The sequence below is a fragment of the Geodermatophilus sp. SYSU D01045 genome (genome assembly GCF_054050295.1).
On sequence record NZ_JBJGZB010000014.1, the window covers coordinates 68,064 to 93,558 of the forward strand.

Sequence of the window (25,495 nt, forward strand, 5' to 3'; positions counted from 1 at the left end):
AAGAAGTGTCGGTTCTGGAGATCCGCGACCTGCACGTCACGGTCGGCGAGGGCGACGAGACCAAGGAGATCCTCCGCGGCGTCGACCTGACCGTCCGGTCGGGCGAGACCCACGCGATCATGGGCCCCAACGGCTCGGGCAAGTCGACTCTGGCGTACTCGATCGCCGGGCACCCGAAGTACACGATCACCGGCGGCACGGTGACCCTCGACGGCGAGGACGTCCTCGCGATGAGCGTCGACGAGCGCGCCCGCGCCGGCCTGTTCCTCGCCATGCAGTACCCGGTCGAGGTCCCCGGCGTCTCGGTGTCGAACTTCCTGCGCACCGCCGCCACCGCGGTCAAGGGCGAGGCCCCGAAGCTGCGCACCTGGGTCAAGGACGTCCGCGACGAGATGTCGGCGCTGGAGATGGACCCGGCGTTCGCCGAGCGCAACGTCAACGAGGGCTTCTCCGGCGGTGAGAAGAAGCGCCACGAGATCCTGCAGATGCGGCTGCTCAAGCCGAAGATGGCGATCCTCGACGAGACCGACTCCGGCCTCGACGTCGACGCGCTGCGCGTCGTCTCCGAGGGCGTCAACCGCACCCGCGAGGAGGGGGAGGTCGGCGTCCTGCTGATCACCCACTACACGCGGATCCTGCGCTACATCAAGCCGGACTTCGTGCACGTGTTCGTCGCCGGCCGCGTCGTCGACGAGGGCGGCCAGGAGCTGGCCGACAAGCTCGAGGCGGAGGGCTACGCCGCCTACGTCAAGGGCTCGAAGGAGACCGCGAAGGCATGACCGCGACCGCCTCGCGTCCCACGGGGACGCGTGCCCCGCTGCCCCTGGACGTCGAGGCGATCCGGGCGGACTTCCCGATCCTGTCGCGCACCGTGCGCGACGGGAAGCGGCTGGTCTACCTCGACTCCGGCGCCACCTCGCAGAAGCCGCGCAGCGTCCTCGACGCCGAGCGCGACTTCTACGAGCGGATCAACGCCGCCCCGCACCGCGGCGCGCACCAGCTGGCCGAGGAGGCCACCGGCGCGTACGAGTCGGCGCGGGCGCGGATCGCGGCCTTCATCGGCGCCTCCGCCGAGGAGGTCGTCTTCACCCGCAACTCCACCGAGGCGATCAACCTCGTGGCGTACTCGCTGTCCAACGCGGTCACCGCCAAGGACCCGGCGCACCGCCGGTACGCCGTCGGCCAGGGCGACGAGATCGTCGTGACCGAGATGGAGCACCACGCCAACCTGGTGCCCTGGCAGCAGCTGTGCGAGCGCACCGGCGCGACCCTGCGCTGGCTCGGGCTCACCGACGACGGCCGGCTGGACCTCTCCGACCTGGACACGGTCGTCAACGAGCGGACCAAGCTCGTCGCGGTCACCCAGCAGTCGAACATCCTCGGCACGATCAACCCGCTCGGGCCGATCACGGCGCGGGCGCGGGAGGTCGGCGCGCTGGTGCTGGTCGACGGCGCGCAGTCGGTGCCGCACCAGCCGGTCGACGTCGCGGCGCTCGGCGCGGACTTCCTGGTGTTCTCCGGCCACAAGATGCTCGGGCCCACCGGCATCGGCGTGCTCTGGGGCCGCTACGACGTCCTCGACGCGCTACCGCCGTTCCTCACCGGCGGCTCGATGATCGAGGTCGTGCGGATGGAGGGCAGCACCTTCATGCCGCCGCCGCAGCGGTTCGAGGCCGGCGTCCCGATGACCGCGCAGGCCATCGGCCTCGGCGCCGCCGTCGACTACCTGCAGGCGCTCGGCATGGAGAACGTGCAGGCGCACGAGGAGGCGCTGACCGCCTACGCGCTCGAGCAGCTGCAGGCGATCCCGGGCGTCACCGTGATCGGCCCGCCGGACACCGTCGCCCGCGGCGGCGCGGTCTCCTTCACCGTCGAGGGCATCCACCCGCACGACGTCGGCCAGGTCCTCGACGACCTCGGCATCGCCGTCCGGGTGGGGCACCACTGCGCGTGGCCGGTGGTCCGGCGCTACGGCGTCCCGGCCACCACCCGGGCCACCTTCTACGTGCACACCGGGTACGACGACGTCGACGCGCTCGTGGAAGGCGTGCGGGCCGCGCAGCGTTTCTTCGGTGTGACGCCGGAGGAGGCAACCGCCTGATGCAGCTCGAGTCGATGTACCAGGACATCATCCTGGACCACTACCGCAACCCCCACGGCCGCGGACTGCGCGACCCGTTCGACGCCGAGGTGCACCACGTCAACCCGACCTGCGGGGACGAGGTGACCCTGCGGGTGCACCTCGACGGCGAGACGATCGCCGACGTGTCCTACGAGGGCATGGGCTGCTCGATCAGCCAGGCGTCGGTCTCGGCGATGTACGACCTCGTCGTCGGCCGCCCGGTCACCGACGCGCTGGCCACCGGCGACTCGTTCATGACGCTCATGCAGTCCAAGGGCGACACGGCCGTGGCCGAGCAGCTCGAGGACGAGCTGGAGGACGCCGTCGCCTTCGCGGGGGTGTCGAAGTACCCCGCCCGCATCAAGTGCGCGCTGATGAGCTGGATGGCCCTCAAGGACGCCTCCGCCCGCGCGCTGGCCGCCACCCCCACTGGAGGACAGGCATGAGCGAGACCACCGAGAACGACACCCCCGAGCTGCCGGCCTACAAGTCGGCGCTGCTCGAGGACGTCGAGGAGGCCATGCGCGACGTCGTCGACCCCGAGTTGGGCGTCAACGTCGTCGACCTGGGCCTGGTCTACGGCATCGACGTCGCCGAGGACGGGAACTCGCAGGTCGCCGTCCTGGACATGACGCTCACCTCGGCGGCCTGCCCGCTGACCGACGTCATCGAGGACCAGGCGCGCGCCGCGCTGACCGGCGGCCCCGGCCCCGGCCTCGTCGACGACGTCCGGATCAACTGGGTCTGGATGCCGCCGTGGGGCCCCGACAAGATCACCGACGACGGGCGCGAGCAGCTGCGCGCCCTCGGCTTCCGGGTCTGAACCCCGGCCTCCCGACGGGAGGCCGTTCCCGCACCTGACGACTGCCCGTGCCCTCCGGGGCGCGGGCAGTCGTCGTCCCGGGGTGCCTCGACTCCCGGGCCTCAGCGCATCTCGGACAGCCGGGCGCCGAAGCCCGCGACCGGCCGCAGCTCCCGGCGGGCGCCGAGCGCCAGCAGGCCGGCGCCCGCGACGAGGACCCCGGCCAGCGGCAGCGGCAGGGCCTCGACCGCCAGCCCGGCCCCGAGCGCGACCGCCGTCGCCGCCCCGAGGACCAGCGGCGCCCGCACCGCGGTGCGCGCGCCGAGCGCCAGGACCGCGGCGGCGGCCAGCAGCACCAGCAGCGGGCGCAGCGCGCCGGGCTCCACCACCGCGGCCACCGTCGACGGCGCCGCCGCGACCACCAGGCCCGGACCCCACGCCGGCCAGGACGGGCCGTCGAGCAGGCGCGGCCCCGCCGCCACCAGCAGCGCCGCGGCGGCCGGCAGGCTCCAGGCCTCGACCACCGCCGTGCCGGTCAGCGCGGCCAGCGTCCACCCGGCCGCGCCCAGCTCGACCGCGCCGGTGCGCCAGGCCGCCCCGGCCTCGGGCCCGCGAGCCACGCCCGCCGCCCAGGCGCAGGTGAGCACGCCCTGCACGGCCAGGTGCAGCGCCAGCAGACCCCACGCGGCGGCGACCGCGAGCACGACGAGCGCGGCGCCCGCGCAGACGGCACCGGCCGCGCCGGTGGGTCCGCGGACGTCGGCGGCCGGTCCGGGCCGGGCGGCCAGCGTGACGGCGAACAGCCCGGTGAGTGCCGCGGCGGCCGCACCGGGGGAGAGCAGCTCCGCCGGCACCGCGAGCAGCGCCGCGGCCGCGAGGCAGCCGACGGCCGCGGAGAGCGCCCGGGCGCGCTCGTCCCGCCGGGCCGCCGCGACACCGGCCGCGGGCAGCGCGGTCAGCACCAAGAGCGCGACCAGCGCCGGCCAGCGCGCGGCCGCGACCAGCTGCGCCACCGCCAGGACCACCAGGACGAGCCCCGCGGCGGTCGCGGCGGGCAGCAGCAGACCCCGGCGCCAGCCGGTCAGCGTGGCCGCGGCGACGCTCGCGAGCAGCACGCCGAGCCAGCCCGCGAGCGGCAGCGGGACCGGCCCGTCGGTGGACAGCGCCGCGCCCACCGCCCCGCCGGCGACCAGGCCGGCGAGCACGGGCACCAGCCGCGGCGGCCCGAGCAGCGGCTCGACCGCGCGCTCCAGCCGCACGAGCAGCAGCCCGGCCGCGGCGGCGACGGTCAGGCCGGCCGCGACCCAGCGGGCGCCGCCGGCGCCGCCGGCGGCGGTGGCCAGCCCGCCGGCCACCCCGGCGGCGAACCACGGTGCGGTGGTGACCAGGGCGGCGCGGGCCAGCGGGCGCCGCGCCGTCAGGGTGACCGCGAGCCCGGCCAGCGCGACGCCGAGCAGCAGCGCGGTGCGCGGCACGCCCGCGGACACCAGGGGCAGCGACCGCAGGGCCGCCACCTGCACCGCCAGCCACGCGCCGAGCGGCCAGCTCAGCGGCCGGGGGAGCAGCACCCGCAGGCTGAGCAGCAGCACGGCCAGGCCCAGCGCCGGCAGCGGCCCGCCGTCGGTGGTGCGGTCCCCGTCCGCGGCGCCGGTCAGCGCGAGCGCGGCCGCGGCCGCGGCGCACGCCTCCTCGGTGCTGCGCAGCCGGGCGCGGGCGGCCCACGCCGCGGCGCACGCGGCGACCAGCGCCAGCAGCAGGACGCCGATCCGGGCGACCCCGCCGACCAGCGACGGCCCGGCCAGCGCCGCGGCCACCAGCAGGACCACGCCGACGCCGAGGAACACCTGCGGCGGCCGCAGCCGGGCGGGCAGCGAGGGGAGGGACGGGCCGGGGCCGGCGGCGGCCGCACCCGGCGGGCCCGCGTAGGGCAGTGGCGGCAGCGGCGCGCCCGTCATCGCCGTTCCCCCTCACGCCCGGCCGTCGGGCCCACGCTAGGGGCGGTCAGTGCATCTGCGCGACCCAGGCGACGGCCTCCCGCGCCTGCTGCCGGCGCCGCTCGTAGGTGGCCCCGACGACCAGCAGGAGCAGGCCCGCGGTGGCCAGCGTGACCCAGCGCGGCACCAGCGGTGCGTAGGGAGCCAGCCGGCCGAGCGCCACCACCAGCAGCGCGCCGGCCCCGACGACGAACGGCGCCTGCCGGTGGGTGAGCGTCCCGCCGACGGTCAGCCCGGCCGCCGCGGCGACCACCCCCACCAGCCGCAGCGGCGCTGGGTCGGCCACGGCGGCGACCGCCGACGGCAGCAGTGCCACGGCCACCGCCGCGCCCTCCGCGGCCCAGGACGGGGCACCCGTGCGCAGCGCCGGGAGCGCGAGCAGCAGCAGCCCCGCCGCGGCCGGCAGCGTGTAGACCTCCGGCGTGCGGATCTCCGCACCCGCGGCGGCGATCCACCCGGCGAGCACGAGGTCGGCCACGGCGAGGACGGCGGCGAGGCGGCGCCGGGCGACGACGGCGTAGCAGCCGGCGGCGGCTCCGGCCACGGCGAGGTCGACCGCGACCTGACCCCACGCCCCGGCGCTGCCGGCGGTGATCCCGGCGGCCACGGCGAGGACGGCACCGGCGCCCGCGGCGGCGGCCTCCTCCGGTCGCGCGACGCGGGCCGTCGCGACGGCGAACCCGGCGGCGGCGACGAGGGCGAGCAGCAGGCCGGCGACCGCGGGGGCCAGCAGGCCGCCCTCGGCGGCGAGGAGGACGGCGCCGCCCGGTGCGGCCAGCGCGGTCGCGGTCCCCGCGGTGCGGACCCCGGGGCGCAGCACCGCGGCGAGCCCGGCCGGGACGCCGGCGGCCAGCACCAGCAGGGCCAGCGGCGCGGGGTGCTCGCCGTCGGCGAGGACGCCGGTGCCGGCGGCGGTGAGCACACCGCCGGCGGCGAGCAGCGCGGTCAGCGCCGGCCCGGCCGGTGACGGCGGCGCGGCGGCGGTGAGCAGCACCAGGCCCAGCCCGCCCGCCGCGACGGTCCCGGCGATCCCGAGCCCGCTCAGCGACCCGGCCAGGGCCAGGGCCGCGACCGCCGCCGCGCCGGCCGCGGCGGCGCGCGGCTCCGGCAGGAACGGCGCCAGCCGGGGCTCCCGCAGCAGGGCGCCGGCGACGGCCGCGGCCACGACGAGGACGCCGGTGGCGACCCAGCCGTCCACCGCGCCGCCGTCCCAGGCCAGCGGGACGCCGAGCAGCACGCCGGCGCCGCCGGTCAGCGCGCCCAGGCCGAGCGCGACCTGGTGCAGCGCCGGGCGCAGCGCCAGCAGCGCGAGGACGTCGACCAGCGCGGTGGCGAGCAGCACCGCGACACCGGCGGCGCCCTCGGCCGGCCCGAGGGGGAGCAGCAGCCAGCCGGCCGGCTGGGCGGCGAGCAGGGCGACCAGCGGCCAGGTGACCGTGCTGCGCGTGCCGCGGCCGAGGGCGAGGGCCGCCCCCGCCACCGCGACACAGGACAGCCCGGCCCACAGCCGGGGCGGCACGGCGTCGGCGCCCCACAGGCCGAGCGCGTGCGCGGCGGCGAGGTCGACGGCCAGCAGCGCGGCCCCGGCACCGGCCAGGGCCTCCTCGGTGGCCCGCAGGCCGCGGCGGGCGCTCCACGCCGACGTCGCGCAGGCGGCGGCGGTGACCGTGGCCATGACCGCGGCCTGGAAGGTCACGCCCAGCCGGGTCCAGGCCACCGCCACGAACGCGATCGCCGCCGCGACCACGAGCAGCGCCCCGAGGCCCAGCAGCACCTGCTGGGGGCTCAGCCGCCGCCGCGGGGACGGCGGCTCGAGGAGCGGCGGGGGGACGGGCGGCGCGACCGGGAGAGGCGGCGCCACCGGGGGAGGCGGCGCCGCGGGTGCGGGCGGTGGCGCCCACGCGGGAGCCGGGACGGGCAGCGGGGCCGCCGCCGGACCCGGGGCCGCGGCGCGCAGGGTTGCCACCAGGGCGTCCCGCTCGCGGGCGAACTCGTCGATGGTCGCCCCCAGCCGGGCCACCACGGTCGCCGCCTGCGCGACGGCGGGCAGCCCGCAGGTCCCGCAGGGCGCCGGGGCGGGCGCGGCCGGCGTGCCGCAGACGGGGCAGGGCGGACCCCAGGAGGGCCCGGACCAGGAGGGATCGGTCACGAGCGGATGGTGACGCGCCGGGGGCGCCGGCGGTAGCGATCTCGCCCGCACTGTGGACGGACGGGCGTGCTGTGGACGTCACCCGGCAATCCGCTCCGGTTCCGGGACGACAGGGCCTACCCTGGGATCAGTGATCACGACGACCGGCCTCGAACTGCGCGCCGGCGCCCGCGTCCTCCTCAGCGACGTCAGCCTGCGCGTGCAGCCGGGTGACCGCATCGGTCTGGTCGGGCGCAACGGCGCCGGCAAGACCACCACGCTCACCACGCTCGCCGGTGAGCGCCTGCCACACGCGGGCAAGGTCGAGGTGTCCGGCGAGATCGGCTACCTCCCGCAGGACCCGCGCAGCGGCGACCTCGACACCACCGCCAGCGACCGCGTGCTGTCCGGCCGCGGCCTCGACGTCCTCAAGGCCCAGCTGGTCAAGGCGCAGGTCGCCATGGCCGAGCCCGCCGACGACGCCGAGCGCGACCGCGCGGTCCGCCGGTACGGGCGGCTCGAGGACCAGTTCGCGGCGCTGGGCGGGTACGCCGCCGAGAGCGACGCCGCGCGCATCTGCACCGCCCTCGGCCTGCCCGACCGGGTCATGGGCCAGCCGCTGCGCACCCTGTCCGGCGGCCAGCGGCGCCGCGTGGAGCTGGCCCGCATCCTGTTCTCCGACGCCGAGACGCTGCTGCTCGACGAGCCCACCAACCACCTCGACGCCGACTCGATCGCGTGGCTCAAGACCTTCCTCGCCGCGCACAAGGGCGGGCTGATCGTCATCAGCCACGACGTCGAGCTGCTCGACGCCGTGGTCAACAAGGTGTGGCACCTCGACGCCAACCGGGCCACCGTCGACGTCTACAACCTGGGCTGGAAGCCCTACCTCGCCCAGCGGGAGACCGACGAGCGGCGCCGCAAGCAGGAGCGGGCCAACACCGAGCGCAAGATCGACGCGCTGACCGCGCAGGCGGACAAGATGCGCGCCAAGGCCACCAAGGCCAAGGCCGCGCAGAGCATGGACAAGCGCGCCTCGCGGCTGGCCGCCGGGCTGGAGGAGGTCCGCGTCCAGGACCGGGTGGCGAAGCTGCGGTTCCCCACGCCGGCGCCGTGCGGGCGCACCCCGCTCACCGCGGAGGGGCTGTCCAAGAGCTACGGCTCGCTCGAGGTGTTCACCGACGTCGACCTCGCCGTCGACCGGGGCGCGCGGGTCGTCGTGCTCGGGCTCAACGGCGCCGGGAAGACGACGCTGCTGCGGATGCTGGCCGGCACCGAGGTCCCCGACACCGGCGAGGTGCAGCCGGGCCACGGGCTGCGGATCGGCTACTACGCGCAGGAGCACGAGACCCTCGACCACGACCGCTCGCTGCTGGAGAACATGCGCGCGGCCGCGCCGCAGAGCACCGACACCGAGCTGCGGCGGATCCTCGGCGCGTTCCTCTTCTCCGGCGACGCCGCCGACCAGCGCGCCGGCACGCTCTCCGGCGGGGAGAAGACCCGGCTGGCGATGGCGACGCTCGTCGTCTCCGGCGCCAACGTGCTGCTGCTCGACGAGCCGACCAACAACCTCGACCCGGCCAGCCGCGAGCAGGTGCTCGACGCGCTGCGCACCTACACCGGCGCGATCGTGCTGGTGACGCACGACGAGGGCGCCGTCCGCGCGCTCGACCCGGACAAGGTGATCCTGCTGCCCGACGGCACCGAGGACGCCTGGAGCGAGGACCTCGCCGACCTGGTCGAGCTGGCCTAGTCGAGCTCGCGCAGCGGACCCCTGGCGGGCTGGGACGACGTGCGGCGCACCGCGCCGGCCCTGCCCGCGTCGTCGAGGAGGACGACAGGCGCACGCGCTCGCGGCGGGTGGGCTCGAGCGCACCTGCCCGGCGGGTGACCGGCCGGCCCCACCCCGCGCCCGCCGCGCCTCCCGGGGCGGCTCGCCGAGAACTTGTCATTCGCGTGGCCGAGCCGCGCGGGCTGGGTGATCATCGATCCGGGAGGCCGGCGTCACGGGGACGGCGGCACCACGCGAGCCAGCACCCGATCGGGCCGGCGCCCGTCGCCGGCGCGGACGGCTGCGACGGAGGGGAGTCATGGCCGACTCGAGCACGGACCTCGGCAAGGGCAAGCGCATCACCGGTGGGGACCGCACCACCCTGGCCGACGAGCTGAAGAAGCGGTACGACGGCGGGGAGAGCATCCGCTCCCTGGCCACCTCGACCAACCGGTCCTACGGGTTCGTGCACCGGCTCCTGTCGGAGTCCGGTGCGACGCTGCGCAGCCGTGGCGGGGCCAACCGGAACAGCAAGAAGACCGCGTGACGGCGGCCGACGCCGACGGCTGGGTCCGCACCAGCCGGGACGGCGCCGTCCTCACCGTCACGCTCGACCGGCCCGACCAGCTCAACGCCCAGACGCCGCCCACCTGGGCGGCGCTGGCGTCCGTGGGCGCCACGCTCGACGACGACGTCCGCGTGGTCGTCGTGCGGGGCAGCGGCCGCTCCTTCTCCGCGGGCCTGGACCGCAGCCTGTTCGGCGCCGACCCGTCGACCCCCGGCGGGCTCGGCGAGCTGGGCACGATGCCACCCGAGCTCGCCCAGGAGCGGATCCGCGGGTACCAGGGCGGCTTCCGCTGGCTGCGCTCGCCGGGGATCGTCTCGGTGGCCGCGGTGCAGGGGCACGCGATCGGCGCCGGCGCCCAGCTGGCGCTCGCCTGCGACCTGCGGGTGATGACCGAGGACGCCTCGCTGCGGCTCCCCGAGGCGACGCTCGGCCTCGTCCCCGACCTCACCGGCACGAGCACGCTGGCGGAGCTGGTGGGCTACGCGCGGGCGATGGAGGTCTGCGTGACCGGCCGGCCGGTGCCGGCGGCGGAGGCGCTGGCGTGGGGGATCGCGAACGCCGTCGTCCCGGCCACGGAGCTCGACGCCGCGGTGGCGACGCTGGTCGCCGCGCTCACCGCGCCGCCGGCGGGGGCGGTGCGGGAGACCGCGGCCCTGGTGCGCTCGGCCGTCCGCAACCCCCCGGAGGCGCAGGACGCGGCCGAGCGGGCCGCGCAGTCGCGGCGGCTGGCCGAGCTCGCCGCGCTCGTGCGCCGCTGAGGGATCCGGAACAGGAGGGGACCGGCCGCTGTTGTGCCAGCGGCCGGTCCCCGTCCGGCCGTGAGGAGGTCGTGTCGTGAGCAGCCCCATGACCTCCATGGCGGCGATGCGCTCGTTCCGCCGGGACCCGTCGGTCACCTCGCGCCCGCTGCCGAAGGGGACGGTGCGCCGCATCCTCGGCGTCGCCCGGCCCTACCGGCGCGAGCTCACCTTCTTCCTGCTGCTGGTGGTCGGCTCCTCGGTCATCGGCGTGCTCACCCCGCTGCTGGCCGGCGACATCGTCAACCGGATCGCCCGCCTGGACGGCACCGCCGGCGGCATCGTCCGCATCGCGCTGTTCATCGCGGGCCTGGCGGTGCTCGACGCCGCGATCTCGCTGGCCACCCGCTGGTACTCCGCCCGGATCGGCGAGGGCGTCATCTACGACCTGCGCAGCCGGGTGTTCGAGCACGTGCAGCGCATGCCGGTCGCGTTCTTCACCCGCACCCAGACCGGCGCGCTGGTCAGCCGGCTCAACAACGACGTCGTCGGCGCGCAGCAGGCGTTCACCTCGACGCTGTCCGGCGTCGTCTCCAACGTGATCGGCCTGGTGCTGACCGCCGGCGTCATGCTCACGCTGTCCTGGCAGATCACCCTGCTCTCGCTGGTGATGGTGCCGCTGTTCGTGTTGCCCGCGCGGCGGATCGGCAAGCGGCTGCAGGAGATCACCCGGGAGTCCTACGGGCTCAACGCCTCGATGAACGCGACGATGACCGAGCGGTTCAACGTCGCCGGCGCGCTGCTGGTCAAGCTGTTCGGCCGGCCCGACACCGAGGCCGAGAGCTTCCGCGGCCGCGCGGCGCGGGTGCGCGACATCGGCGTCCTGTCGGCCATGTACGGCCGCACCTTCTTCACCGCGCTGACGCTGGTGGCGGCGCTGGCCACCGCGCTGGTCTACGGCCTGGGCGGCTGGCTGGCGTTCGACGGGTCGCTGTCGCCGGGCGACGTCGTCGCGCTGGCGCTGCTGCTGTCCCGGCTGTACGGGCCGCTGACCGCACTGTCCAACGTCCGGGTCGACGTCATGAGCGCGATGGTCAGCTTCGACCGGGTCTTCGAGGTGCTCGACCTGGCGCCGATGATCGCCGAGGCGCCCGACGCCGTCCCGGTCCCGGCCGGCGACCGGTCGATCGAGTTCGACGCCGTCTCCTTCAGCTACCCGGCCGCCACCGACGTGTCGCTGGCCTCGCTCGAGGACGTGTCACTGCCTGAGCACGGCGGCCCGACGGCGGTGCTGCACGACGTGTCGTTCCGGGTCGAGCCCGGGCAGATGGTCGCGCTGGTCGGGCACTCGGGCGCGGGCAAGTCGACGATCGTCAACCTCGTGCCGCGGCTGTACGACGTGACCGGGGGCGCGGTGCGGGTCGGCGGGCTCGACGTCCGGCAGGCGACGCTGGCCTCGCTGCGCGACGCGATCGGCGTCGTCAGCCAGGACGCGCACCTGTTCCACGACACCATCCGCGCCAACCTGCTCTACGCCCGCCCGGACGCCACCGAGGAGCAGCTGTGGGCGGCGCTGACCGGCGCGCGGATCGCCGCGCTGGTGGCCGCGCTGCCCGACGGCCTGGACACCGTCGTCGGCGACCGCGGCTACCGGCTGTCGGGCGGGGAGAAGCAGCGGCTGGCGATCGCGCGGGTGCTGCTCAAGGCGCCGGGGATCGTCATCCTCGACGAGGCGACGGCCCACCTGGACAGCGAGTCGGAGGTCGCGGTGCAGCACGCGCTGGACACCGCGCTGACCGGCCGCACGTCGCTGGTGATCGCGCACCGGCTGTCCACGATCCGCAGTGCGGACCAGATCCTCGTGGTCGACGACGGTCGCATCGTGGAGTCGGGCACTCACGAGGAGTTGCTGGCGCTCGGGGGCCGCTACGCCGACCTCTACCGGACCCAGTTCGCCGACGGCGAGCGTCGGACGGTCGGCGCGGCGTAGCAACTAGCGTTCCTCCTGCCCCAGCTGCACCAGGAGGAGCACCGTGACGTCCGCGCACCCGTACGACGCCCAGATCCGCGCCCTCTACGCCGACTTCGTCGACGGCTGGAACCGGCGCAGCGGCGCGGCGGTGGCCGCGGTCTTCGCCGACGACGGCGACATGGTCGGCTACGACGGGACCTCGGTGAGCGGCCGGCTGTCGATCGCCTCGGACCTGCGGCGGGTGTTCGGCAGCCACCCGACGGCGACCTACGTGGCCGTGGTCCGCTCGGTGCGCGCGGTGTCCGACGGCGTGGCCGTGCTGCACGCGCACGCCGGGATGATCCCGCCGGGCGAGGACGACGTGGACCCGGGGCTGCACAGCATCCACACGCTGGTCGCCGTCGACGAGGGCGGCGGGCGGTGGAAGACCACGCTGTTCCAGGCGACGCCGGCGGCGTGGCTGGGCCGCCGCGACGCCCGGGACGCGCTGACCCAGGAGCTGCGCGGGCTGCTCGCCACCGCCCGGTGAGCGTGCTCGTGCGGGCCGCCGAGCTGCTGGCCGGCCCGCTCCCGGTGCTGCTCGACGTCCGCTGGGCGCTGGGTGACCCGCACGGCCGGCGGCGGTACCTGGCCGGCCACCTGCCGGGCGCGGTGTTCGTCGACCTGGAGACCGAGCTCTCCGCACCCCCGTCGGCCGCGGACGGCCGGCACCCGCTGCCGCCGGTGGAGGCCCTGCAGGCCGCGGCCCGGCGGTGGGGCGTCGGCCGCGGCTCGTCCGTCGTGGCCTACGACGCCACCGGCGGCCAGGCCGCCGCGCGGGCGTGGTGGCTGCTGCGCTGGGGCGGGCTGACCGACGTCCGGCTGCTCGACGGCGGGCTGGACGCGTGGGTCGCGGCCGGCGGGGGGCTGGAGACCGGCGACGTCGTCCCGGAGCCCGGCGACGTGGTGCTCACCGGCGGCGGGATGCCGACCCTCACCGTCGACGAGGCCGCGGCGCTGCCCGCGCGCGGCGGGGTGCTGCTGGACGCGCGGGCCGGCGAGCGCTATCGCGGCGAGCGCGAGCCGGTGGACCCGCGGGCCGGGCACGTGCCGGGTGCGGTGAGCGCGCCGACGGGGGAGAACCTGCAGGGCGACGGCCGGTTCCGGACCGACCTGGCCGACCGGTTCGCCGCGCTGGGCGTGCGGCCGGGGACGGCGGTCGGCGTCTACTGCGGGTCGGGCGTCACGGCCGCGCACGAGGTGGCGGCACTGGCCGAGGCCGGCGTCGAGGCGGCGCTGTGGCCGGGCTCCTGGTCCCAGTGGTCGGCCGACCCGTCCCGCCCGGCGGCGACCGGCCCGGACCCGGGCTGACGCCCGCCCACTCCCGTCGTGCCCGCCGACACCGCCCGCGGCGCCGGGCCGCCGGTCCTCGCCGGGCTGGCCGGGCTCGCGCACCTCGTCGTCGGCTGGTTCTACCTGGCCGGCGGGCTGGTGGTCCCCGGGCCGGTCCTCGTGCCGCTGTGGCTGGCCTGGCTGGCCGGAGCCGTGGCGCTCGTGCGGCTGGCGGTCCGCCGCTCGTGGTGGACACCGGTGGTCCCGGTGGCGGCCGCCGTCCTGTTCGTCGCCGTCCTCGTGGTCGGCGAGCGGTGGCTCGGCTGGACCGCCTGAGGGGGCCTTCGTCGCGCTATCGGCTCCCGACGGCGGCGTCGTAGCGGTCGAGCAGGACGGCGGCGATCCGCTCGTCGGGCAGCAGGGGCGCGGTGACGACGTCGGCGCCGGCCTCGGCCAGCTTGCCGTGGAAGTGGCCGGGCGCGAGCAGGTAGGAGGCGACGACGACCCGCTCGGCGCCGGCCTTGCGCGCGGCGGCGACGGCGTCGGCGACGGGGGGCTGCGCGGCCGAGCCGTAGCCGGTGGTCACCGGGCCGGCCCAGGAGCGCTGCAGCAGGTCGGCGGTGTCCTCGACGTCGGCCACCGACCGCGGGTCGCTGGAGCCCGCGGCGGCGAGGACCACGGCGGTGAGCGGGTCGCGCGGGTCGGCGCCGGCCTCGGTCAGCCGGTCGGCGAGCACGTCGGCCAGCCGCGGGTCGGGGCCCAGCGGGCGGGCGGCCACGGCCGAGTCGTGCGCGGCGACGGCGCCCGCGATGTCGACGTGCACGTGGTAGCCGCCGGACAGCAGCAGCGGCACGACGACGGCCGGCCGCCCCTCCGCGGCGAGTCCCGCGACGACGTCGACCACCGTCGGCGGCTGCACGTCGACGAAGGCCGCCGTCGTCACCAGGCCCGGGCGCAGCCGGCGCGCGGCCAGGGCCAGCTCGGCGACCAGCCGGCGCCCGGTGGGGTTGCGCGTGCCGTGCGCGCAGGCGACCAGGACCGGTGCGCCGCTCACGGGGTCCTGTGTCACGGAGTGCGCAGGACGCCGCCGTCGACGGCGATCATCGTGCCGGTGACGTAACTGGCGGCGGGGGAGAGCAGGAAGGCCGCCACCCGGCCGAACTCGTCGGGCTCGCCGACGCGGCGCAGCGGGATGCCGGCCTCCGTGCGCGCCCGCATCGCCGCCGGGTCGCCGGAGGCGGCCTCGATGTCGGTGATCCGGTCGGTCGCGATCGTGCCGGGCATCAGCCCGACCACCCGGATCCCGCGCGGGCCGAGCTCGTCGGCCAGCGCCTTGGCGGTCATGGCCAGGCCCGGGCGCAGCGCGTTGGAGATGGCCAGGTGCCCGATCGGCTGGCGCACCGACGTCGACAGCACGAACCCGATCGCCGCCCCCGCGGACAGGTGCGGCTCCAGCGCCCGGACCAGCCGCAGCGGGCCGAGCAGCACGCTGTCGACGGCGGCCCGCCAGTCGTCCTCCGCCGTCCGGAGCACCGTGCCCGGCGCCGGGCCGCCGACGGAGACCAGCACGCCGTCGACCCGGCCGAGCACCTCGAGCGCGCGGCCGACGAGCAGCTCGGCCGCGCCGGGGTCGGCGAGGTCGGCGGCCACCCCGGAGGCGCCGTCGCCCAGCTCCGCCACGGCCGCGTCGACCGACTCGGCGGAGCGGGAGCTGACGAGGACGCGGGCCCCGTCGGCGACGAGGGCCCGGGCGGTCGCCAGTCCCAGCCCCCGGCTCGCGCCGGTGAGCAGGTACCCGCGACCGCCCAGGCCCAGGTCCATCGAGGTCAGCCCTGCCGCAGGGAGCGGAGGACGTACTGCATGATCCCGCCGTTGCGGTAGTAGTTCGCCTCGCCGGGGGTGTCGATCCGGACGCGGGCGTCGAACTCCACGTCGCCCGCGGTCACCTTCACCGTGCGGGGCGTGCGGCCCTCGTTGAGCTCGGTGATCCCGGTGATCGTGAACTCCTCGTCGCCGGTCAGGCCGAGCGACTCGCGGTTCTCACCCTCGGGGAACTGCAGCGGCAGCACGCCCATGCCGATGAGGTTGGAGCGGTGGATCCGCTCGTAGCTCTCGGCGATGACCGCCTTGACGCCGAGCAGCGCCGTCCCCTTGGCCGCCCAGTCGCGCGACGAGCCCGAGCCGTACTCCTTGCCGGCCAGCACGACCAGCGGGACGCCGGCCTGCTGGTAGGCCTGCGACGCCTCGTAGATGCTCGTCGTCTCGCCGGTCAGGTGGTTCCTGGTGACGCCGCCCTCGGTGCCGGGCACCAGCTGGTTGCGCAACCGGATGTTGGCGAAGGTGCCACGGATCATGACCTCGTGGTTCCCGCGGCGGGAGCCGTAGGAGTTGAAGTCGCGCCGCTCCACGCCGTGCTCGCGCAGGTACTGCCCGGCCGGGCTGTCGGCCTTGATCGACCCCGCGGGCGAGATGTGGTCGGTGGTCACCGAGTCGCCGAGCACGGCCAGCGTCCGGGCGCCGGTGATGTCCTGCACCGGGGCCGGCTGGTCCTGCATGCCCTCGAAGTACGGGGGCTTGCGGACGTAGGTGCTCTCGGCGTCCCACGAGAACGTGTCACCGGTGGGCGTGGGCAGGTTCTGCCACTGCTCGGTGCCGGCGAAGACGTCCTCGTAGCTGCGGCCGAACTGCTCGGCCGAGACCGCCTCGTCGATCACCCGCTGGACCTCGGCCGGCGAGGGCCAGATGTCGCGCAGGTACACGTCCTGCCCGTCCTTGCCCGTGCCCAGCGGCTCGGTGGTGATGTCGACGTCCATCGAGCCGGCCAGCGCGTAGGCGATGACCAGCGGCGGGCTGGCCAGGTAGTTCATCTTGACGTCGGGGTTGATCCGGCCCTCGAAGTTCCGGTTGCCCGACAGCACCGAGACGACGGCGAGGTCGGCCTCGTTGACCGCGGCCGACACCGGCTCCGGCAGGGGGCCGGAGTTGCCGATGCAGGTGGTGCAGCCGTAGCCGACCAGGTAGAAGCCCAGCTTCTCCAGGTACGGCGTGAGACCGGACTTCTCGTAGTAGTCGGTGACCACCTTCGAGCCCGGCGCCAGCGTCGTCTTGACCCAGGGCTTGGTCTGCAGGCCGGCCTCGACGGCCTTCCGGGCCAGCAGCGCCGCGCCGATCATCACCTGCGGGTTGGAGGTGTTGGTGCAGGAGGTGATCGCGGCGATTACGACGTGGCCGTGGTCGACGAAGGTCTCCGTGCCGTCCTCGAGCACCACGCGGGTGGGCTTGGAGGAGCGGTCGGCCACCGGGCCGGGGACGACGTGGTGCGGCTTGCCGGCGTCGCCGTTGTCGTGCGCGAACGGGCTGGCCGGGTCCGACGCCGGGAAGGTCTCCTCGACCGACTCGTCGACGCTGGAGCCGGCGATCGCGGCGTCGTCGTCGTCGCGGTCCATCTCCTCGACCGGCGCGTAGGTCGGCAGCGCCTCGCGGAAGGAGGCCTTGGCGTCCGACAGCGCGACCCGGTCCTGCGGCCGCTTCGGGCCGGCGATCGAGGGGACGACCGTGGACAGGTCCAGCTCGAGGTACTCGGAGAAGGCCGGCTCGCGCGACGGGTCGTGCCAGAGGCCCTGCTCCTTGGCGTAGGCCTCGACCAGCGCCACCTGCTCGGCCGGGCGCCCGGTGAGCTCCAGGTAGGTGATGGTCTCCTCGTCGATGGGGAACATCGCCGCGGTCGAGCCGAACTCCGGGCTCATGTTGCCGATCGTGGCGCGGTTGGCCAGCGGCACCGCGGAGACGCCCTCGCCGTAGAACTCGACGAACTTCCCGACGACGCCGTGCTGGCGCAGCATCTCGGTGATGGTGAGGACCAGGTCGGTGGCGGTGGAGCCCTCGGGCAGCTCGCCGGTCAGCTTGAAGCCGACCACGCGCGGGATGAGCATCGACACCGGTTGGCCGAGCATCGCGGCCTCGGCCTCGATGCCGCCGACACCCCAGCCCAGCACGCCGAGGCCGTTGACCATCGTGGTGTGCGAGTCGGTGCCCACGCACGTGTCGGGGTAGGCGACGACGCGGTCGCCCTCCTGGCGCGGGAACACCACGCGGGCCAGGTGCTCGATGTTGACCTGGTGGACGATGCCCATGCCCGGGGGGACGACCTTGAAGTCGTCGAAGGCGCCCTGGCCCCAGCGCAGGAACTGGTAGCGCTCGCCGTTGCGCTGGTACTCGATCTCGACGTTGCGCTCGAACGAGTCCGGCGTGCCGAAGACGTCGGCGATGACCGAGTGGTCGATGACCAGCTCGGCCGGCGCGAGCGGGTTGATCTTGTTCGGGTCGCCGCCGAGCTCCGCCATGGCCTCGCGCATGGTGGCGAGGTCGACGATGCAGGGGACGCCGGTGAAGTCCTGCATGACCACGCGGGCCGGGGTGAACTGGATCTCCTGGTCGGGCTCGGCCGACGGGTCCCAGTTCGCCAGCGCCCGGATGTGGTCGGCGGTGATGTCCGCGCCGTCCTCGGTGCGCAGCAGGTTCTCGAGCAGGACCTTCAGGCTGAAGGGGAGCCGGTCCGCGCCCTCGACCGCGTCGAGCCGGTAGATGTCGTAGTCGGTGCCGTCGACGCTGAGCGTCGCCCGGGCCCCGAAGCTGTCCTTGCTGGCTGCCACTGCTTGCGCCTCACCCTCGAGAGTCCATCGGGCTTGAATGCCACCCCCCATCATCCCAGCCGCCTGCGGAGACGCACCGGTGAGGCGACCCTTCCCTTCCCCGGTGACGTCGCTCTCACCGGCGACCTACCGTGGGCGCGTGACCGGCGCCGTCCCCGACCCGCTGCCCGCCTGGCTGGCGCAGGCCCGCCGGTTCACCGTCCTGACCGGGGCCGGCGTCTCCACCGACAGCGGCATCCCCGACTACCGCGGCCCGAACGGGGTGTGGACCCGCGACCCGGACGCCGAGAAGCTCGTGACGCTGTCCTACTACGTCGCCGACCCGGAGATCCGGCGGAAGGCCTGGCGCATGCGCGCGGACGTGCGGGCCGCCACGATCGCCCCGAACGCCGGGCACCGGGCGCTGGCCGACCTGGAGCGGCAGGGCCGGCTGCGGGCGCTGCTCACGCAGAACGTCGACGGGCTGCACCAGGCCGCCGGGTCCTCACCGCGGGCGGTGCTCGAGCTGCACGGCACGGTGCACGCGGTCGAGTGCCTGTCCTGCGGGGACCGGACGTCGATGGACGAGGCGCTGGCCCGCATCGACGCCGGCGACCCCGACCCGGCCTGCACCGTGTGCGGCGGCATCCTCAAGTCCGCGACGGTCAGCTTCGGGCAGGCCCTCGACGAGCGGGTCCTCGACGCCGCGGCGCAGGCCGCCGCCGACTGCGACGTCTTCCTCGCCGTCGGCACCTCGCTGGTCGTGTACCCGGTGGCCGGGCTGGTGGAGATCGCCGCCGGGCACGGCGCTCGGGTGGTGATCGTCAACGCCGAGCCCACGCCCTACGACGGGCTCGCCGACCTCGTCGTCCGTGAGCCCATCTCGACGGCGCTGCCGCGGCTGCTGGGGACGGCGTGACCCGCGCCGGGCCGGAGGCGCGGTACCGCGAGCCGGTGCCCGGCGGGCTGTCCCGGCGGGCTCACGGGGGGATCGTGCTCGACCGCGCCGTCGGCGGCCGCTGGTGCGACGCCCTCGACCGGTGGCGCTCGCCGGCCTCCACCCAGCCGTCGGACGAGCTGGTGACGACGCGGCGGTGACCCTGCTCGTCGTCCACCTGGCGCTGACGGCGGCCTACGCCGGCTTCCAGTGGACCGTGCGGGCGCTGGTCTACCCGCAGTTCGCGCAGGTGCCGGCCGCGGCGTTCCCCGCCTACGAGCGGGCGCACCAGCGGCGGGTCTCCCGGGTCGTGGGCCCGCTGTTCGCCGGGCAGGGCGTCACCACGCTGTGGCTGCTGGCCGCCCGGCCCGACGGCGTCCCGCTGCCGCCGGTGCTCGTGGGCGGCGCCTGCCTCGCCGTCGTCCTCGGGGTCACCGCGCTGCTCGCCGTGCCGCTGCACCGGCGGCTGGCGGAGGGGTTCGACGCCGGCGCGTTCGGCCGGCTGCTGCGGGCGGACACCGTGCGCGCGCTGGCCGCCACCGCCGGGGTGGTCGCGGCCGGGTGGCTGGTGCTCGTCAGCGACTAGCGTGACCCCGACCACGTCGAGCGGCTGACCGGCGCGCCGGCAGCCCTGGCCACCGGGAGCCCGGCATGCGCGTGCCCCTGACCACCCGCGACTTCCTCGACCGCGCCGAGCTGGTCTACGGCGACCGCGTCGGCGTCGTGGACGAACCGGACCAGCCCGCCCCGCCGGTGGGCGAGGTGACCTGGCGCGAGGTGGCCCGCCGCGGCCGCGCGCTGCAGGCCGGCCTCGACGCGCTCGGGGTGGAGGAGGGCGAGCGGATCGCGGTGGTCAGCCACAACGCCGCCCGGCTGCTCGAGGTGCTGCTCGCCCTGCCGTCGTCGGGGCGGGTGGCCGTGCCGATCAACTTCCGGCTCAACCCCGAGGAGGTCTCCTACATCGTCGGGCACAGCGGCGCGCGGGTGCTGCTGGTCGACCCGGAGCTGGAGGCGAGCCTCAAGGGCGTCGAGGCCGAACACCGGTTCTCCACCGGCGAGGAGTACGAGCAGCTGCTGGCGTTCGACGCCGAGCCGCGGCCGTGGAGCGCGCCCGACGAGGACGCCACCGCCACGATCAACTACACGAGCGGGACGACGGCGCGGCCCAAGGGCGTGCAGATGACCCACCGCAACGTCTGGGTCAACGCCGTCACCTTCGGCATGCACATGCAGGTCAGCGACCGCGACGTCTACATGCACACGCTGCCGATGTTCCACTGCAACGGCTGGGGCCTGCCGTACACGATGGCCGGCGTCGGCGCCCGCCAGGTGGTGCTGCGCAAGGTGGACGGCGCGGAGATCCTGCGCCGGGTCGAGCGGCACGGGGTCACGATGATGTCCGGTGCGCCGGCGGTGTGGAACGCCGTCCTGGAGGCCGCCGCCGACTGGGACGGCGAGGTCCCCGGCCGCGACCGGGTGCGGATCGTCGTCGCCGGGGCGCCGCCGCCGTCACGGACCATCGCCCGGGTCGAGGCCGAGCTCGGCTGGGAGTTCAACCAGATCTACGGCCTCACCGAGACCGCGCCGCTGCTCACGATCAACCGGCCGCGCGCCGAGTACGACGACCTCGACCCCGAGGAGCGCGCGAAGCGGCTGTCCCGCGCCGGCGTCCCGGCGATCGGGACCCGGATCGCGGTGAGCGAGTCCGGGGAGGTCCTCGCGCAGGGCAACACGGTGCTCGCCGGCTACTGGGACAACCCGGACGCCTCGGCGGAGGCGCTCGACGGCGGCTGGTTCCACACCGGCGACGGCGGCAGCCTCGACGACGGCGGCTACCTGACGATCTCCGACCGCAAGAAGGACGTGATCATCACCGGCGGCGAGAACGTCTCCTCGATCGAGGTCGAGGACGCCGTCTTCAGCCACCCCGCCGTCGCCGAGGTCGCCGTCATCGGCATCCCCGACGACAAGTGGGGCGAGCTGGTCACCGCGCTGGTGGTGCTGGTCGAGGGGGAGACGGCGACCGAGGCGGAGATCATCGCCCACTGCCGGTCCCGGCTGGCCGGCTACAAGGCGCCCAAGCGGGTCGAGTTCCGCGACGAGCTGGCCCGCACCGCCACCGGCAAGATCCAGAAGTTCAAGCTGCGCGAGCCGTTCTGGTCGGAGACCGGCGGCCGCCAGGTGAACTAGCCCTCCCTCATCAGGGGGAGATCCGCCCGCCTGCCCCTCCGGGGGTCACCCGGACCGGTCGACAACCGGTCCGGGTGGCGCCCGCACGGGCGCCCGGAGACGAGCGCCCGGCCTGCGACGCCGGCGCACCGGGAGGGGTCGGCACGTGGGTACGGGTACGCGCACGCGACATCACCGCTGGGCGGTCCGGGCGGCGGGCACGGCGGTCGCCGGGCTGGTCGTCCTCGGGCTGACGCCGGGCACCGCGTCGGCCGCGCCGAGCGACGCCGAGATCGCCGCCGCCGAGGCCGCCCGCGACGCCGCCGCCGCGCAGGTCGGCGTGCTCAGCGCCCAGCTGGCCCAGGCCGAGGCCGCCGCCGCGGAGGCGCACCAGGCCGCGCAGATCGCGCTGCAGGACTACGAGGAGACCCAGGCCGCCTACGAGGCCGCCCGCGCGGCCGCCGCCGCCGCCGCGGCCGCCGCCGTGCAGGCCGACGCCGACCTCGCCGAGGGCCGCACCCAGGTCGCCCGGTACGCGCGCACCACCTACATGCAGGGCAGCACCGCGCCCGGCGCCACCGCGCTGCTCTCCGCCGGCGGCCCGGCTCAGCTGATCGAGCGGGCCGCGCTGCTCGAGGCGGCCGGCACCCACCGCGTCGACGTCGTCGGCGAGCTGACCGTGCTGCAGGGTCAGGCCGCGCAGGCGCAGGAGCAGGCGCGGACCGCGTCCGTGCAGGCCGAGACGCTGCAGGAGCAGGCCGCGCAGGCGCTGGCCGGGGCGCAGGCCCAGGAGACCGCCTCCCGCGAGCAGACCGCCGCGCTCGCCGAGCAGCGCGACGCCGTCGCCGCCCAGGCCGAGGCCGCCGGCCAGCAGGTCGCGGGCATGCAGGCCGAGCAGGACGCCGCCGAGGCCGCTGCCGCTGCCGCGGCCGCGCAGGCCGCCGCGGCCGCCCGCCAGGCGGCGGCCGCCTCGGCGAGCCAGGCCGCGCCGTCGCGCAGCTCGGCCGGCAGCTCCCCGTCCTCCTCGTCGTCGTCCTCGTCGTCGTCCTCGTCGTCGTCCTCGAACTCGACCTCGAGCCGCCCCTCGTCGGGTGCTTCGTCCCCGTCCTCGGGTGGGGCGTCCTCGGGCGGGTCGTCGTCGGGCGGGTCCTCGTCGGGCGGGTCCTCGAGCAGCAACCCGACGCCGCCGGCGACCACCGCGGCCGGCGCGCCCTCCGGCTCGGCGGTGCAGACGGCCATCGACGCGGCGCTGTCGCAGCGCGGCCTGCCCTACAGCTGGGGCGGTGGCGGCGCCAACGGCCCGAGCCACGGCATCCCGCCGGACACCCGCATCTACGGCTTCGACTGCTCGGGGCTGACCGAGTACGCGTACGCCCAGGCCGGCATCCGGATCGGCGGCACCAGCCGTGACCAGTGGTGGCTCAACCGCGGCAAGACCGTCGCCCGGGCCGACCTGCGGGCCGGTGACCTGGTCTTCTGGGCCAACGGCAGCTCGTACCTGGACATCTACCACGTGGCGCTCTACATCGGCGACGGCAAGGTGGTGCAGGCGCCGCAGAGCGGCGACGTCGTGCGGGTGTCGTCGATGTGGTTCGGCAGCGACTACTTCGGAGCCGTGCGGCCGACCGCCTGATGAAGGACCTCCCTGCCCCCACCACCCGCGAGCTCGCGGCGGGACCCTGCAGGGAGGCCACAGGGAGCGGATGAGGCGGGAGTTCGGGGCGTCGGGCAGCCACGGGGGGAGCTGCCCGACGCAGGGGCCACGCTAGCAGCAGGGGCCGCGGCGGTGCAGGGGAACGGACCCGGCGCGCCGCGGCCTTCTCGCCGTCCGGCGCGTCGCCCGGCGCGTCGCGAAGCGCCCCGCCCCGGCGGCGCCCGGCGTGCCAGTACGCGCGACGGCCGGACTCCCGGCTCCGTGTAGGACACTGGCTCGTGGGACGGGCGAGAGGCCCCGTCACCGGCCCCGTGTCGCTCCCGTGACGCGTCCGGAGGCCGCGGACCGGCACGACAGGGAGCCCTGTGACCACCGCCGCCAGCACCCCGCTCGAGAAGCCCGCCGGCGCACCGGTCCCGCCCTCGGTGGACGCCGCGCTGCTCGAGCGCGCGCTGTTCGAGATCAAGCGGGTCATCGTCGGCCAGGACCGGCTGGTCGAGCGGATGCTGGTCGCCCTGCTCGCCCGCGGCCACGTGCTGCTCGAGGGCGTGCCCGGCGTCGCGAAGACCCTCGCCGTCGAGACGCTGGCGACCGTCGTCGGCGGGAAGTTCGCCCGCCTGCAGTTCACCCCCGACCTGGTGCCGGCCGACATCCTCGGCACCCGCATCTACAAGGCGGGGCAGGACGCCTTCGACACCGAGCTCGGCCCGGTGTTCGCCAACTTCGTCCTCACCGACGAGATCAACCGCGCGCCGGCGAAGGTGCAGTCGGCGCTGCTGGAGGTCATGGCCGAGCGGCAGGTCTCCATCGGCGGCATCACCCATCCGCTGCCCGACCCGTTCCTCGTGCTGGCCACGCAGAACCCGATCGAGTCCGAGGGCGTCTACCCGCTGCCCGAGGCCCAGCGCGACCGCTTCCTCATGAAGGTGCTCGTCGACTACCCGACGCCCGAGGAGGAGCGCGAGATCATCTACCGGATGGGCGCCAACCCGCCGGTGCCCGAGACCGTCCTCGGCCCCGAGGACCTGCGCCGCATGCAGCACACCGCCTCGCAGGTGTTCGTGCACCACGCGCTGGTCGACTACGTCGTCCGGCTCGTCGTCGCCACCCGGCAGCCGCGCGAGCACGGCATGGACGACGTCGCCTCGTGGGTCTCCTACGGCGCGAGCCCGCGTGCCTCACTCGGCCTGATCGCCGCCAGCCGGGCGCTGGCCCTGGTCCGCGGCCGCGACTACGTGCTGCCGCAGGACGTCCTCGACGTCACCACCGACGTGCTGCGCCACCGGCTGGTGCTGTCCTACGACGCGCTCGCCGACGGCGTGCCCGCCGACCACGTGGTCAAGCGGATCCTGCAGACGGTGCCGCTGCCCCAGGTCACCCCGCGGCAGCGGGCCGGCGGCTTCGGCCCCGCCGCGCCGGGCGGCCCGCAGGTGCCGCCCCCGGGGGCGCCGCAGTTCGGCCCGCCGCAGGTCGGCCCGCAGGGCCCCTACGCCCCCGGCTTCGCGCCCGCCCCGCAGCCCCAGCCCGGCGGCCCGGTCCCCAACGGCCAGCCGCCGCACGGCGCGTCCGTGCACGGCTCGTCCCCGCACGGCCCGGTGGGCAACGGCCAGGCGCCCCAGGGGCCCGGCGGCAACGGGCACGTCCCGGGGACCCCGCAGGCGTGAGACTGCGGCGCGGCCGGGCGCGGACCGGGGAGGACCCGGCCGCGCCCGCTGACGAGCCCGACGCCGGCGCGCCCGGCCGGCCCGCCGTCGCGACGGCCGACCCCGACGGCGACCTGCCGCACTTCGGCGAGGGCCCGGCCGACGTGCTGCTGCAGCGACTGGAGCTCACCGTCCGCCGGCGCCTGGACGGGTTGCTGCAGGGCGACCACCTCGGCCTGGTGCCCGGCTCCGGCAGCGAGGCCGGCGACTCCCGGACCTACCACCCCGGCGACGACGTCCGCCGCATGGACTGGCCGGTGACCGCGCGCACGCAGGTGCCGCACGTCCGCGAGACGATCGCCGACCGCGAGCTGGAGACGTGGGCGGTGGTGGACCTCTCGGCCAGCCTCGACTTCGGCACCGGCAACTGCGACAAGCGGGACCTCGCGATCGCCGGGCTCGCGGCGGTCAGCCACCTCACCGTGCACGGCGGCAACCGGCTCGGCGCCGTCGTCACCACCGGCGAGCGCGTCGACCGGTACCCGGCGCAGGCCGGGCGGCTGGCCGCCGACCGGCTGCTGCGCGCCGTCGTCGCCACCCCGCGGGCCGCGACCGGCCGCCGCGGCGACCTCGCCGCCGCGCTGGAGACGCTGCGCCGCCCGCCGCGCCGCCGCGGGCTGGTCGTCGTCGTCTCCGACTTCCTCGGCGACCTGGACTGGGAGCGCCCGCTGCGGGGCCTGGGCACCCGGCACGAGCTGCTGGGCATCGAGGTGGTCGACCCGCGCGAGCTGGAGCTGCCCGACGTCGGCCCGCTGACCGTCGTCGACCCGGAGACCGGGCAGACGCTGGAGGTGCCCACCGGCGACCCGCGCTTCCGCGCCCGCTTCGCCGAGGCCGCGGCCGAGCAGCGGCGGGCGATCGCCGCCGGGCTGCGCCGCGCCGGGGCCGGCCACCTGCAGCTGCGCACCGACCGCGACTGGGTGATGGACGTCGTCCGGTTCGTCGCCGACCGGCGGCGCGCCGGCAGCGGCGGGGCGTCCCGGTGAGCAACCACCG

23 protein-coding genes are annotated in these 25,495 nt (G+C 76.1%); 18 read left to right on the forward strand and 5 right to left on the reverse strand.

Annotated features, from left to right (window positions below; genetic code table 11):
• Nucleotides 1–5: 5 nt before the first annotated feature.
• From sufC to ACI798_RS13350, 4 genes are read left to right on the forward strand one after another with little or no spacing between them, the layout of a single operon-like run.
• Nucleotides 6–779 (forward strand): Fe-S cluster assembly ATPase SufC, encoded by a 774-nt coding sequence (sufC, locus tag ACI798_RS13335; RefSeq protein ID WP_456934998.1) that lies wholly within the window; start codon nt 6–8, stop codon nt 777–779.
• Nucleotides 776–2,101, forward strand: coding sequence for a cysteine desulfurase (locus ACI798_RS13340; protein WP_456943189.1), 1,326 nt, complete (start codon nt 776–778; stop codon nt 2,099–2,101). The genes sufC and ACI798_RS13340 overlap by 4 nt, the downstream gene beginning before the upstream one ends.
• Nucleotides 2,101–2,568 (forward strand): Fe-S cluster assembly sulfur transfer protein SufU, encoded by a 468-nt coding sequence (sufU, locus tag ACI798_RS13345; protein WP_456943190.1) that lies wholly within the window; start codon nt 2,101–2,103, stop codon nt 2,566–2,568. The genes ACI798_RS13340 and sufU overlap by 1 nt, the downstream gene beginning before the upstream one ends.
• The gene (locus ACI798_RS13350; RefSeq protein WP_456943191.1) at nt 2,565–2,945 is read left to right on the forward strand and encodes a metal-sulfur cluster assembly factor; all 381 of its coding nucleotides are present in this window, start codon (nt 2,565–2,567) and stop codon (nt 2,943–2,945) included. Before sufU ends, ACI798_RS13350 begins: the two co-directional genes overlap by 4 nt.
• A 101-nt stretch (nt 2,946–3,046) precedes the next feature.
• On the opposite strand, the gene ACI798_RS13355 is transcribed toward ACI798_RS13350, so the two are convergent.
• Nucleotides 3,047–4,879, reverse strand: a complete 1,833-nt coding sequence (locus tag ACI798_RS13355) for an SCO7613 C-terminal domain-containing membrane protein (protein ID WP_457048123.1) — start codon at nt 4,877–4,879, stop codon at nt 3,047–3,049.
• 46 nt (nt 4,880–4,925) lie between these two features.
• Complete coding sequence (locus ACI798_RS13360) at nt 4,926–7,067, reverse strand: SCO7613 C-terminal domain-containing membrane protein (protein ID WP_457048124.1); 2,142 nt, start codon at nt 7,065–7,067, stop codon at nt 4,926–4,928.
• A gap of 130 nt (nt 7,068–7,197) precedes the next feature.
• On the opposite strand from ACI798_RS13360, the gene ACI798_RS13365 reads away from it, so the two are divergent.
• From ACI798_RS13365 to ACI798_RS13395, 7 genes are all read left to right on the forward strand, one after another.
• Nucleotides 7,198–8,799 carry an ABC-F family ATP-binding cassette domain-containing protein gene (locus ACI798_RS13365; protein ID WP_457048125.1) on the forward strand — a complete coding sequence of 534 codons (1,602 nt, stop codon included), beginning with the start codon at nt 7,198–7,200 and terminating at the stop codon, nt 8,797–8,799.
• 337 nt (nt 8,800–9,136) lie between these two features.
• The gene (locus ACI798_RS13370; protein ID WP_387992902.1) at nt 9,137–9,364 is read left to right on the forward strand and encodes a helix-turn-helix domain-containing protein; all 228 of its coding nucleotides are present in this window, start codon (nt 9,137–9,139) and stop codon (nt 9,362–9,364) included.
• A complete protein-coding gene (locus tag ACI798_RS13375; RefSeq protein WP_457048126.1) occupies nt 9,361–10,143 on the forward strand; it encodes an enoyl-CoA hydratase/isomerase family protein in 783 nt (260 codons plus the stop codon). The genes ACI798_RS13370 and ACI798_RS13375 overlap by 4 nt, the downstream gene beginning before the upstream one ends.
• A gap of 76 nt (nt 10,144–10,219) precedes the next feature.
• A complete protein-coding gene (locus ACI798_RS13380; RefSeq protein WP_456943196.1) occupies nt 10,220–12,112 on the forward strand; it encodes an ABC transporter ATP-binding protein in 1,893 nt (630 codons plus the stop codon).
• Between the two features lie 43 nt (nt 12,113–12,155).
• Nucleotides 12,156–12,623 (forward strand): SgcJ/EcaC family oxidoreductase, encoded by a 468-nt coding sequence (locus ACI798_RS13385; protein WP_456929760.1) that lies wholly within the window; start codon nt 12,156–12,158, stop codon nt 12,621–12,623.
• Nucleotides 12,620–13,444, forward strand: coding sequence for a sulfurtransferase (locus ACI798_RS13390; RefSeq protein WP_456943198.1), 825 nt, complete (start codon nt 12,620–12,622; stop codon nt 13,442–13,444). The genes ACI798_RS13385 and ACI798_RS13390 overlap by 4 nt, the downstream gene beginning before the upstream one ends.
• Before the next feature lie 18 nt (nt 13,445–13,462).
• Complete coding sequence (locus ACI798_RS13395; RefSeq protein WP_456943199.1) at nt 13,463–13,741, forward strand: hypothetical protein; 279 nt, start codon at nt 13,463–13,465, stop codon at nt 13,739–13,741.
• A gap of 16 nt (nt 13,742–13,757) precedes the next feature.
• Here the strand turns inward: ACI798_RS13395 and ACI798_RS13400 are convergent, their stop codons facing one another.
• From ACI798_RS13400 to ACI798_RS13410, 3 genes are read right to left on the reverse strand one after another with little or no spacing between them, the layout of a single operon-like run.
• Entirely contained in the window at nt 13,758–14,459 is a 702-nt protein-coding gene (locus tag ACI798_RS13400; RefSeq protein ID WP_456943200.1) for a sirohydrochlorin chelatase, read from the reverse strand.
• 11 nt (nt 14,460–14,470) lie between these two features.
• Entirely contained in the window at nt 14,471–15,226 is a 756-nt protein-coding gene (locus ACI798_RS13405; protein ID WP_457048127.1) for an SDR family oxidoreductase, read from the reverse strand.
• A 5-nt stretch (nt 15,227–15,231) separates the two neighbouring features.
• On the reverse strand, nt 15,232–18,057 hold the full coding sequence (locus ACI798_RS13410) for an aconitate hydratase (RefSeq protein WP_457048128.1): 2,826 nt from the start codon (nt 18,055–18,057) through the stop codon (nt 15,232–15,234).
• Nucleotides 18,058–18,196: 139 nt separating this feature from the next.
• Between ACI798_RS13410 and ACI798_RS13415 the strand changes: the two genes are divergently transcribed.
• The 7 genes from ACI798_RS13415 to ACI798_RS13445 all read left to right on the forward strand — a co-directional run bounded on the left by ACI798_RS13415 (nt 18,197) and on the right by ACI798_RS13445 (nt 25,485).
• On the forward strand, nt 18,197–18,955 hold the full coding sequence (locus ACI798_RS13415; protein WP_456943203.1) for an SIR2 family NAD-dependent protein deacylase: 759 nt from the start codon (nt 18,197–18,199) through the stop codon (nt 18,953–18,955).
• Entirely contained in the window at nt 18,952–19,134 is a 183-nt protein-coding gene (locus ACI798_RS13420; protein ID WP_456943204.1) for a hypothetical protein, read from the forward strand. The genes ACI798_RS13415 and ACI798_RS13420 overlap by 4 nt, the downstream gene beginning before the upstream one ends.
• The gene (locus ACI798_RS13425) at nt 19,131–19,559 is read left to right on the forward strand and encodes a DUF1772 domain-containing protein (RefSeq protein WP_457048129.1); all 429 of its coding nucleotides are present in this window, start codon (nt 19,131–19,133) and stop codon (nt 19,557–19,559) included. The genes ACI798_RS13420 and ACI798_RS13425 overlap by 4 nt, the downstream gene beginning before the upstream one ends.
• A gap of 65 nt (nt 19,560–19,624) precedes the next feature.
• On the forward strand, nt 19,625–21,163 hold the full coding sequence (locus ACI798_RS13430) for an AMP-binding protein (protein WP_457048130.1): 1,539 nt from the start codon (nt 19,625–19,627) through the stop codon (nt 21,161–21,163).
• 145 nt (nt 21,164–21,308) lie between these two features.
• Nucleotides 21,309–22,775, forward strand: coding sequence for a C40 family peptidase (locus tag ACI798_RS13435; protein ID WP_456943207.1), 1,467 nt, complete (start codon nt 21,309–21,311; stop codon nt 22,773–22,775).
• A 386-nt stretch (nt 22,776–23,161) separates the two neighbouring features.
• Nucleotides 23,162–24,460: an AAA family ATPase gene (locus tag ACI798_RS13440; protein WP_457048131.1), complete on the forward strand. Its 1,299-nt coding sequence runs from the start codon at nt 23,162–23,164 to the stop codon at nt 24,458–24,460.
• The gene (locus tag ACI798_RS13445; protein WP_456943209.1) at nt 24,457–25,485 is read left to right on the forward strand and encodes a DUF58 domain-containing protein; all 1,029 of its coding nucleotides are present in this window, start codon (nt 24,457–24,459) and stop codon (nt 25,483–25,485) included. The genes ACI798_RS13440 and ACI798_RS13445 overlap by 4 nt, the downstream gene beginning before the upstream one ends.
• Nucleotides 25,486–25,495: the final 10 nt, after the last annotated feature.